This is a genomic window from Saccharospirillum sp. HFRX-2 (assembly GCF_043196805.1).
In the GTDB taxonomy this organism is placed as follows: domain Bacteria; phylum Pseudomonadota; class Gammaproteobacteria; order Pseudomonadales; family Natronospirillaceae; genus Saccharospirillum.
The window spans coordinates 94,508-104,847 of the sequence record NZ_JBEBMU010000010.1; the positions used below are offsets into that span (position 1 = coordinate 94,508).

General features: G+C 55.0%; 10 protein-coding genes. 2 read left to right on the forward strand and 8 right to left on the reverse strand.

The genetic code is table 11. The features are described from left to right. Positions 1-5 precede the first annotated feature (5 nt). Positions 6-1,034 (reverse strand): low-specificity L-threonine aldolase, encoded by a 1,029-nt coding sequence (gene ltaE, locus ABMA60_RS16905; RefSeq protein WP_392805583.1) that lies wholly within the window; start codon positions 1,032-1,034, stop codon positions 6-8. Between the two features lie 99 nt (positions 1,035-1,133). On the opposite strand from ltaE, the gene tpx reads away from it, so the two are divergent. Then, on the forward strand, positions 1,134-1,631 hold the full coding sequence (gene tpx / locus ABMA60_RS16910) for a thiol peroxidase (protein WP_392805585.1): 498 nt from the start codon (positions 1,134-1,136) through the stop codon (positions 1,629-1,631). A gap of 91 nt (positions 1,632-1,722) precedes the next feature. Here the strand turns inward: tpx and ABMA60_RS16915 are convergent, their stop codons facing one another. After that, positions 1,723-2,205, reverse strand: coding sequence for a peptidylprolyl isomerase (locus tag ABMA60_RS16915; protein WP_392805588.1), 483 nt, complete (start codon positions 2,203-2,205; stop codon positions 1,723-1,725). Positions 2,206-2,308: 103 nt separating this feature from the next. On the opposite strand from ABMA60_RS16915, the gene ABMA60_RS16920 reads away from it, so the two are divergent. After that, positions 2,309-3,154 (forward strand): CPBP family intramembrane glutamic endopeptidase, encoded by an 846-nt coding sequence (locus ABMA60_RS16920; RefSeq protein WP_392805591.1) that lies wholly within the window; start codon positions 2,309-2,311, stop codon positions 3,152-3,154. On the opposite strand, the gene ABMA60_RS16925 is transcribed toward ABMA60_RS16920, so the two are convergent. Genes ABMA60_RS16925 through ABMA60_RS16950 form a run of 6 tightly spaced genes read right to left on the reverse strand, consistent with a single transcriptional unit; the run spans position 3,151 to position 10,123 of the window. Next, entirely contained in the window at positions 3,151-4,059 is a 909-nt protein-coding gene (locus tag ABMA60_RS16925) for a DMT family transporter (RefSeq protein WP_392805594.1), read from the reverse strand. The two genes, ABMA60_RS16920 and ABMA60_RS16925, sit on opposite strands and share 4 nt — an antisense overlap. Positions 4,060-4,102: 43 nt before the next feature. Then, complete coding sequence (locus ABMA60_RS16930; RefSeq protein ID WP_392805596.1) at positions 4,103-5,689, reverse strand: ABC transporter ATP-binding protein; 1,587 nt, start codon at positions 5,687-5,689, stop codon at positions 4,103-4,105. Position 5,690: 1 nt separating this feature from the next. Then, positions 5,691-6,722, reverse strand: coding sequence for an ABC transporter permease (locus tag ABMA60_RS16935; RefSeq protein ID WP_392805598.1), 1,032 nt, complete (start codon positions 6,720-6,722; stop codon positions 5,691-5,693). Beyond that, on the reverse strand, positions 6,719-7,831 hold the full coding sequence (locus ABMA60_RS16940) for a microcin C ABC transporter permease YejB (RefSeq protein ID WP_392805600.1): 1,113 nt from the start codon (positions 7,829-7,831) through the stop codon (positions 6,719-6,721). Before ABMA60_RS16940 ends, ABMA60_RS16935 begins: the two co-directional genes overlap by 4 nt. Before the next feature lie 13 nt (positions 7,832-7,844). Next, positions 7,845-9,659, reverse strand: coding sequence for an extracellular solute-binding protein (locus tag ABMA60_RS16945; protein WP_392805603.1), 1,815 nt, complete (start codon positions 9,657-9,659; stop codon positions 7,845-7,847). Between the two features lie 38 nt (positions 9,660-9,697). After that, positions 9,698-10,123 (reverse strand): YbaN family protein, encoded by a 426-nt coding sequence (locus ABMA60_RS16950; protein WP_392805605.1) that lies wholly within the window; start codon positions 10,121-10,123, stop codon positions 9,698-9,700. Positions 10,124-10,340 lie beyond the last annotated feature (217 nt).

Below are 10,340 nucleotides of genomic sequence, written 5' to 3' on the forward strand. Positions count from 1 at the left end.
CCGGTTTAGGCAGTTTTCAGATGCGCAATGATGCGCTCAATCAGTGTGGCTAAAGCCGCATCGTCGATGCCCAGATGCGTCACCAGACGAATGCGCTGACCTCCGGCGATCAGCAAACCGCTTTCAGCCAAAGCCGCCTTAAGCGCATCGCCCGTGGCAGCGCTATCGAGCGTGAGAAAGGCCATATTGGTATGGGCGACCGTGGCTTGAACGTGCGGCAAGCCATCCAGCGCTGCGGCCAATTCGGCGGCACGACGATGATCGTCTGCCAGGCGTTCAACATGATGATCCAGCGCATAATCAATCGCCGAAGCAAAAATGCCCGCCTGACGCAGACCACCACCGACCATCTTGCGCCAACGCCGGGCGCGCTGAATCAGTTCTGCCGAGCCCACCAGCACTGAACCGATGGGTGCGCCCAAGCCTTTGGAGCAACACAGGCTGACGCTGTCGAACGGCGCCGCCAACTCACGCAGTGACTGTCCCGTCGCCACAGACGCATTGAACAAACGCGCGCCATCCAGATGCAGCGACAGACCATAGCGATCGACCAAGGCCCGCGCTTGCTGGCTATAGCCATCCGGCAACACCTGCCCACCGTGGGTATTCTCCAGCGCCAGCACACGGGTGCGGGCAAAATGCACATCGTCCGGCTTGATATAGGCTTCGACCTCGGCCAGATCGAGCGTGGCATCGGCCTGAACGGTCAGCGGTTGTGGCTGAATGCTGCCCAACACCGCTGCGCCGCCGGCTTCGTATTTGTAGGTGTGATACTGCTGGCCGACGATGTATTCCTCGCCACGCTGGCAATGCGCCAGCAAAGCCACCAGGTTGCTCTGAGTGCCCGAGGGCAGCAACACGGCCGCGGCCTTACCGGTTATATCCGCCAGACGCGCTTCGAGCGCATTAACGCTGGGGTCGTCACCATAAACATCGTCGCCAACCTCGGCCTGAGCCATAACCTGGCGCATGGCCTCGGTGGGGCGGGTAACGGTATCGCTGCGTAAATCAATCGGGACGGGACGGCTCGACATGCTCAAACTCCTGGCGGCTAAAACCACATTTTACCATTGCAATTGGGCGGGCGCGCCCCACTTGAGGCAGGGCAACCTTCTCAATCTCAAGGAGACCTCATGGCTGAGATTACGTTACAAGGCAACCCCATCCACACCAGCGGCGATCTGCCGGCCAAGGGCAGCAAAGCTCCGGCTTTCAAGCTGACCAAAACCGATCTGTCTGAGCTGAGTTCTGCTGACCTCGCCAACAAGACCGTGGTCCTGAACATCTTCCCCAGCGTCGATACCCCGACTTGCGCCGCCTCCGTTCGCCATTTCAACGAGGCCATGAGCAAGTTGGATAACGTCGAAGTGCTGTGCGTGTCTGCCGACCTGCCGTTTGCGCAACAACGTTTCTGCGGCGCTGAAGGTCTGGATCGCGTAACGCCGGTATCGGTGTTCCGCAGTGAAGCCTTCGGTCAGGACTATGGCGTTAAGATCGTCGACGGCCCGCTGGCCGGTCTGATGGCGCGTTCAGTGGTAGTGATCAAAAATGGTGAGGTCGTGCACACCGAGTTGGTGGCTGAAACCGCCGATGAACCGAACTACGATGCGGCCCTGAGCGCCGTTGCCTGAGCAACTTTTAGGCAGCAACTTTTAGGCAGCAGCTTTTAAGCAGCAATTCGGGTTCAACAAAAAGGCGCCGATTGGCGCCTTTTTTTATGCGTCAGTGATGGTGCCCGGCCGGCCCATGCACATGGCCGTGAGCAATCTCTTCCGGCTCGGCGGCGCGCACTTCAATGATCTCGATATCGAAGGTCAGGGTTTTACCGGCCATCGGATGGTTGGTGTCGACGTCGGCAAACTTGTGACCAACCTTGGCGACCATCACATGACGCACGCCCTTGTCGGTCTGCACCTGGGCAACCATGCCCGGCTGCCAGCGTTTGGCACCGCGCAGATGTTTGATCGGCAGCCGCTGCATGGCATCGGGCCGGCGCTGACCATAGGCCTTTTCCGGCGCGATGGTGACGCTGAAACTGTCACCAGCATCACGCCCTTCCAGCGCTTCTTCCAAACCACGGATAATGCCACCGTGGCCATGTAAATAGGCATTGGGTTCGCCGCTGCGCGAACTTTCAATGTCGTTACCTTGTTCATCGCTGACGCTGTAGTGAAACAAGACCACTTGATTCTTTTCGATCGGCATAACATTCTCCGCGCCGGTAAGGGTGCGCCATTATAGCCAGCTGTGGCGTTGACTCCAGTCACCACTGTGGTCAACTGGTGCGATTCTTTCAGCGGTCTCTGCCATGCTCCCTTTTGCCCTCTTCTATTCACTGGCGCTGGTCGTGCTTGGCCTGGCGCAACATGACCGGCTGCGCTACGGCGGCACTGCCCTGCTGCTGTTTACCGCCGCTCTGATTGGCTATACCGACTGGCTGTTCTTTGCTGTGGCGCTCGGTTATGTGCTGCTGACCGCCTGGATGCGATTGCGACCAGGGCCTCTGTGGCTGAACCTTGTTCGTGGTGCGCTTTGGTTGGTGATCAGCGCGCTGCTGTTTGCCCACGCCGTGCCTGGTTATCAGGGCCTGGTGGTTGTGGCCGACAGCGCTCTGAAAGCCAACAGCATTGCCAGCAGTCTCTATTTCAATCACGACAAGGTGTTGGTCGCCTGGTCGCTGCTGGCCTTTATGCCGCTGTTTCGCTCCAGCCTGGAAGCCCGGCCACTGCCCAATAAAACCCTCACCATCGCAGCACTCACCGGCGGTATCGCCCTGCCCTTGTTGCTGGCCTGGTCGAGCGGACTGATCAGCTGGCAACCGGCCATTCCCACCGCCTTGTGGATTTTCGCCGTCGCCAACCTGCTCAATACCTGTCTGGCAGAGGAGTTGCTGTTTCGTGGCGTCGTGCAAGGCTGGCTGCAGCGCCGTCTGGGACCCTGGCCTGCGCTGGTGCTGGCGGCGGTCTTGTTTGGCATCGCGCATCTGGCCGGTGGCTGGACTTATGTTGCTGTGGTTACGCTGGCGGGACTGGTCTACGGCCTGGCCTATTTATGGACCGGCCGTTTGCTCTGGGCGGTGCTGGTGCACTGGCTATTAAACCTGGCGCACCTGCTGTTGTTTACCTATCCATTAACGGCAATAGCGGTGAACTAAAGCGGCGGGTCGGTCGGCGTGACCAGATCGGTTTCCGGACGACGCAGTGACAGCCAGGAATGCACGAAGATGGCGCCCATAATGGCAATGCCACCAACAAAGGTCAGCGGCGGAATGGCTTCACTCAACACCAGCCAGACCCAGACCGGGCCGAGCAAGGTTTCGATCAACAAAAACAAACTGACTTCAGGCGCTGGCAAATAACGCGTTGCCGTCATAATCAATACCGAGGCAACCGGCATCTGCAACAAACCCATGACCGCCAACCAGCCGTAGCTGCTTGCCGCCAAGGTCAGCGGGTCGGAAAACGCAACGCATAACAAAGATGTGACCAACCCACTGAGCGCCACCACCGGCATCTTGGGCAAGTTGGGCAAGCGGCGCAGCAAGGTGAGCATCAAGCCCATCAGCATGGCCAGCAATAACGCCAGGGCATCGCCGCGCCATTGATCCAGACCAACGGAGCCGGCAAACACTATAAGCACACCAGACATGGCGACGATAATGGCAATCCAGGTGCGCAACGGAATCGTCTCGCGCAACAGCACCCAGGAAAATAAAGCGGCAAAAAACGAAGACGACGCCAACACCACCACCGTGTTGGCGACCGAGGTGTGGTTGACACTAAACACAAATAAGCCGGTGTTAATGCCGTACAGAATAGTGACAATTACCGCTGCCAAACCATGAGCTGCATAGATACGAAATTGCTGAGCGCGACCGGTGACAATAATAAAGCTCGTCATCGACACAAACACCAGCGCACCGCGCCAGAAACCCACGTCGTAGGGCGAGGCGCCAACAAGACGCACCAGCAAGGCATCGAAACTCAATACCAGCACGCCCAGAGCGGCAATCAAAACGCCCTTGCGATGGTCGACGATAGGCGCCGAAACAGAGGTCATAAGTTCATCCTGTTTTTATTCGAGGTCACGCAGCTAAAAACATTCAGCCAAAAGCCGTCTTCAACAGCGCTTGAGTGTACGGATGTTGCGGCTGAGCAAACAGCCTGGATGCGACACCCTGCTCCACTACCTGGCCGTCTTTCATCACCAGCACTGAGTGACAGAGCGCCTTAACCACCTTCAAATCGTGGCTGATAAACAGATAAGCCAGACCATGATCAGCCTGCAATCGCTTAAGCAACTCGATCACCTGAAACTGCACCGTGCGATCAAGCGACGAGGTGGGTTCATCGAGAATAATAAAGCGCGGCCGCATCACCAAAGCCCGCGCGATGGCGATGCGCTGACGCTGGCCACCGGAAAATTCGTTGGGATAACGGAAACGCAATTCAGGGTTCAGTTCGACTTCCTCGAGCGCGCGTATCACTTCGCGTTCACGCTCTTGCGGCGTGCCGATCTGATGAATGTCGAGCCCTTCGCGGACAATCTGTTCCACCGACAAACGCGGGCTCAGACTGCCGTACGGATCCTGAAAGACAATCTGCATGGCACGTCGGTATGGACGCAGTTCGGTGTTGCTCAACGGCTGCAGATCCTGACCATCAAAACGCACCTCGCCCTGAGCCGAATTAAGCCGCAATAGAGCGCGCGCCAAAGTCGATTTACCCGAACCGCTTTCGCCCACCACACCCAGCGACTCACCTTGATGCAGCCGGAAACTGATGTCGTCGACCGCTTTCACATGATCCACGGTGCGGCGCAAAATGCCGCGCTGAATCGGAAACCAGACGCGCATTGATTGGGCTTCCAGCAGCAAGGGCGCATCGTCGTTCAAGGGTGCTGGCGCATCGCCCGGTTCGGCGGCCAATAACTTTTGGGTGTAGGGATGCTGCGGCTGATCAAACACCTGTCGTGTCGTGCCCACCTCGACCAAGCGACCACCTTCCATTACCGCCACCCGATCGGAAAAGCGATTCACCAGCGTCAGATCGTGAGTGATAAAAAGCACCGTCAAACCCAGCTCTTTTTGCAGCCGGACTAGCAGCTCCAGAATCTGTGCCTGAATGGTTACGTCCAATGCGGTGGTCGGTTCGTCGGCGATCAACAGCTCCGGCTCGTTCATCAAGGCCAGCGCAATCATCACCCTTTGCCGTTCACCGCCGGACAACTGATGCGGATAAGCGCGCAACTTTTTCTCCGGCGATTTCAAGCCGACGCGTTCGAGCATCACCAACGCCTGTTTAACGGCCTCGCTGCGACGCATCGGCCGATGCAACTCGAGCATTTCCACCAGCTGTTTCTCAACGGTATGCAGCGGGTTTAACGAGGTCATCGGTTCCTGAAAAATGACGCTGATTTTGCCGCCGCGTAAACGACGTAATTCGTTGTCGCTCATCGAGCGCACCGACTGCCCGTTCCATTCAATATCACCACCGAGGAAAGTCAGCGGCGGTTCCGGCAACAAACGTAAAATGGATAACGCAGTGACGCTCTTACCCGAGCCACTTTCGCCCACCAGCGACACTACTTCTCCGGCGTTTAATTCCAGGCTGACATCGTGCACCACGGGCAAAACCTGATCGCCTTGCTTAAAGCCTAACGACAGCTGTTTCAGCGCTAACAAACTCATATCAATAGGCCTTACGCGGATCGAAGGCATCGCGCACACCTTCGCCGATAAAGATCAGCGTGGTGAGCATAAAACCAACGATAAAAAAGGCAGTAAAACCCAGCCAGGGTGCCTGAATATTGGCTTTACCCTGCGCCAGCAATAATCCCAACGAAGGAGACCCCGGCGGCATACCAAAACCAAGAAAATCGAGTGACGTTAAGATAGTGATTGAGCCTGACAGGGTGAACGGCATAAAGGTCAAGGTCGCGACCATGGCATTGGGCAGAATATGGCGAAACATCAAGCGCCCGTCGCTCATACCCATGGCACGCGCTGCCTGGACGTATTCAAAATTACGCGCGCGCAGAAACTCAGCGCGCACCACACCGACAAAACCCATCCAGCCAAACAGCAGCGTAACCAGCAACAACCAACCGAATCCGGGAGTAACGATGCTCATCAGGATAATCAGCATAAACAGCTGCGGCATGCTGCTCCAGATTTCGATAAAGCGCTGCATAAACAGATCGAGCCGGCCGCCATAAAAACCCTGTACCGCTCCGGCAGCAATGCCGATAACCGCGGTAATAATGGTGACCGCAAAACCAAACAGGACGGATATGCGAAAACCGTAGAGCAGATTCGCTACAACATCGCGGCCTTTGTCGTCGGTACCCAGCCAGTTATCGCTGGTGGGCGGACTCGGTGCCGGGCTTGGCAAATCGTAATTAATGGTGTTGTAGCTGTATGGAATGGGCGGCCACAAAATCCAACCCTTTTCAGCGATCAGTTCGCGCATATAGGGATCGCGATAATCAGCGGGCAACTCAAAGTCGCCGCCAAAATCGGTTTCCAGATAGGTCGTGGCGACCGGGAAATAAGGTTGGCCGTCGTACCAGATCAGCAATGGCTGATCGTTGGCAACCAATTCCGATGCCATCGACACCACAAAGACGATGCCGAAAATCCATAAACTCCACCAGGCTCGACGATTGGCTTTAAAGCGCTGCCAACGCTGGCGACCGACCGGCGTCAACTGAAACCAGCTCATGAGCGCGCCTCAAAATCAATGCGTGGATCGACCAGCGTATAGGTCAGGTCACTGATGATATTCATCACCAAACCCAGCAAGGTAAACACATAGAGGGTGGAAAACATCACCGGATAATCGCGTTGTAACGTGGATTCGAAGCCGAGCAGTCCCAATCCATCAAGTGAGAAAATGGTTTCGATTAACAGCGCACCACTGAAGAAGATGGCAATAAAAGCGCTGGGAAAACCGGCGATGATGATCAACATGGCATTGCGGAACACATGGCCGTAGAGAATGCGTTTTTCGGTCGCGCCTTTGGCACGCGCTGTCATTACATATTGCTTATGGATTTCATCGAGAAAAGAGTTTTTGGTCAGCATGGTCAGGCCGGCAAAGCCACCAATTACCATGGCGAAAATAGGCAATGCCATATGCCAGAAATAGTCAGCGATTTTGCCAAGCAGGCTGAGCTCTTCCCAGTTCGACGAGGTCAGACCACGCAATGGAAACCAATCGAAATAGCTGCCGCCGGCAAAAAGGATGATCAGCAGCACGGCAAAGAGGAAAGACGGAATGGCATTGGCAGCGAAAATAACGCCTGAGGTCCAGACATCAAAAGGGGAAGAGTGTTTGACCGCCTTGCGAATACCCAAAGGAATAGAGACCAGATAGATGATCAGCGTCGACCATAGTCCCAAAGAAATGGAGACCGGCATACGCTCTACAATCAGATCAACAACGGACCCACCACGAAACAGGCTGTCACCAAAATCGAAACGCAGATAATCCCACAGCATGGTGAAATAGCGTTCGTGTAATGGTCGATCAAACCCAAAACGCGCTTCGATGGCTTCGATGTCTTTTTCAGTCAGGCCGCGGGCACCGCGGTAAGAGGAATCTCCAGTGCGGTTGCCACTGCCACTGCTTTGCTGATTACTGTCGGCGGTATCGCTTTGATTGTTGCCGGTAACGCGATCCAGCATAGAAGCGGTATTGCCTTCCAGCTTGGCAATCATCTGATCAACCGGACCGCCGGGAGCGACCTGGATAATCAGAAAATTGATGGTCACGATCGCCCAAAGCGTCGGAATAATCAGCAACAGCCGGCGTACTAAATAGGCAGTCATAAAATCGGCTTACTCAACGACCGTTACGCTCCGGTAAGGTTTGCGCCGCCTGCGCATCGTACCACCAGGACGAGGCGCCCAGAGAGTAACGGGGAAGGCGCTCTGGCCGACCAAACTTGTTCCAGTAGGCAACCCAATGTTCGCTGTTATGCCATTGTGGTACGGCGTAATAACGCCACAACAACACCCGATCCAGCGCACGGCCATAGGCCAGCAATAACTCTTCATCCTGCTGGTTATCCATCACCCCCTGAATCAGCGCATCAATCACCGGGTCCTGGGTGCCCACCATGTTATAGCTGGAATCCAGATAGCCACTGCCCCATTGAATTCGAAGGTTGTCGTTGGGGTAGGCGTAACTGAAGAAGGCGCGCGACACCATATCGTAATCACGCTCACGCAAACGATTGACATACTGAGTGGTGTCGACCGTTCTTATGGTCATGTTAATACCGGCTTTGGCCAGATTTTCTTTAAAGGGAATGGCAATACGTTCGTTATCTGGCCGATAAAGCAGCAACTCAAAACTCAGGGGTTCACCGGTTTCAATATTCACCATCTGACCATCGCGACTTTCATAGCCTGCCTCACGCAACAAGGCTAATGCCTGTCTCAGTTGTGGCCGGATATTACCGCTGCCGTCGGTCTGCACATTGCTGTAGGGCTGGGTATAAATCTCATCGGGGATCTGCCCGCGGAATTCTTCCAGGATAGCCAGTTCTTGCTCTTGCGGCAGTCCGGTGGCCATGTATTCGGTGTTCTGAAAATAGCTGTAGGTACGATCGTAGTAACCGTAGAGCAGGTTAGTGTTAGTCCATTCAAAATCGAACAGCTGATTGATCGCCATTCTGACGCGGCGATCTTCAAACACCGGACGTTGGATATTAAAGACAAAGCCCTGCATGCCGGTCGGTATTTCGTGGGGAATACTTTCCTTTATGATAAAGCCATCATCAAAGTTACTGCCGGTGTATTGAGTCGCCCACTTGCGGGCAGACGATTCCGTTCGATAATCATAGTCACCCTTTTTAAAGGCCTCTAACAAAACGGTGTCGTCCAGATAATAGTCAACGCGTTCTCGCTCGATGTTCAGCTGACCCCGTTGAGTCGGGTGATCGATTGCCCAGTAATCGTCGATTCGCTGATAGACAACATACTGACCCATCTCATATTCACTGATGGTGTAGGCACCGCTGCCAAGCGGAACGTCTTCAAAGGGCTCGGAGAAATCACGATCAGCGAAATCATGCTCCGGCAGAACCGGCAAAGCTGCCAGGCCGACCAGATTCGATTTGCTGGGTCCCGGCAGATCAAAACGCACCCGACGAGTATCCAGAACCTCAACGGTCACACCTTCATAGATATTGCGAAATTGCGGCACGCCGTCGGTCATCAGGAGGTTAAACGTAAAGGCGACATCCGAGGCCTCAATCGGGCTGCCATCCTGAAAAGTCGCATCCGGATTCAGATGAAAGATGATCCAGTCATTGGTCGCAGGATACTCAACCTGCTCGGCAATCAGCCCGTAGTAGACTCCAACTTCATCGCCATTACCGACCATCAGAGAATCAAACAGATAAGAGGCGATACTCGCAGGAGTTGTGCCGCGCAGCGCAAAGCGATTGAAGTTATCAAAAGTGCCACGAGCGCCGTAGGTTACTGATCCGGTTCGAGGCGCATCCGGATTCACATAATCCCAATGCTCGAAGCCTTGCTGGTATTTGGGCTCGCCACGTTCGGCGATGTAATAGGAGACGGTAACGTCTTCCTCAGCAAGCGCCGGAAACGCCAGACACACAGTAACCACAGCCGCAAGACGGGCTCTCATAATGACTCCCTCACAAATTAGATGATGTGATGTTCTTATTAGGATGGCCGACGTTGTACAACGGCCGGCTTTGTCGCCGCTTGGCGTTGCGACAATGGTACGGTCGACAGCCGTCCGATACCGACGGTACAGCCGACCCAAAAACCAACCAGCATGACCTTCAACAGCCAGGGATCAACAACGGCAATGGACACTGCGAAGGTAACGGCCACCACCATTAAGGCGGTTCGCTTGGAGCGCTTTTCGATATAGCGCTCACGCTGCCAGTTGTCGATCAAGGGTCCAAACACTTTAGAAGATAACAACCAACGGTGGAAGCGTGGCGAGGTGCGGGCAAAACAAAAGGCCGCCAGCAACATAAAGGGCGTGGTCGGCAAAACCGGCAAGACCACACCCAAAGCGCCCAGTCCGACACAGATCCAGCCAGCGGTAAAAATCATCCAACGAAACAACCAACGATGCATGGACCCACTTCCTCTAAACCGCCGGTACACCGAACACTCAACAGGACTCCAACCATAGCAAAGCCCAATGACCGGCGGTACACCGGTGCTGGTAAAGCGCGCTAAAACCGGTGTAACACACTGATTTAGATAATTTTTTTAGAAAAAGCCTTGCAAAGGTCAAAACCGATGGTAAGATGCGCCCCGCTTTCGACGAAATCGCCGATAGCTTTCTGAA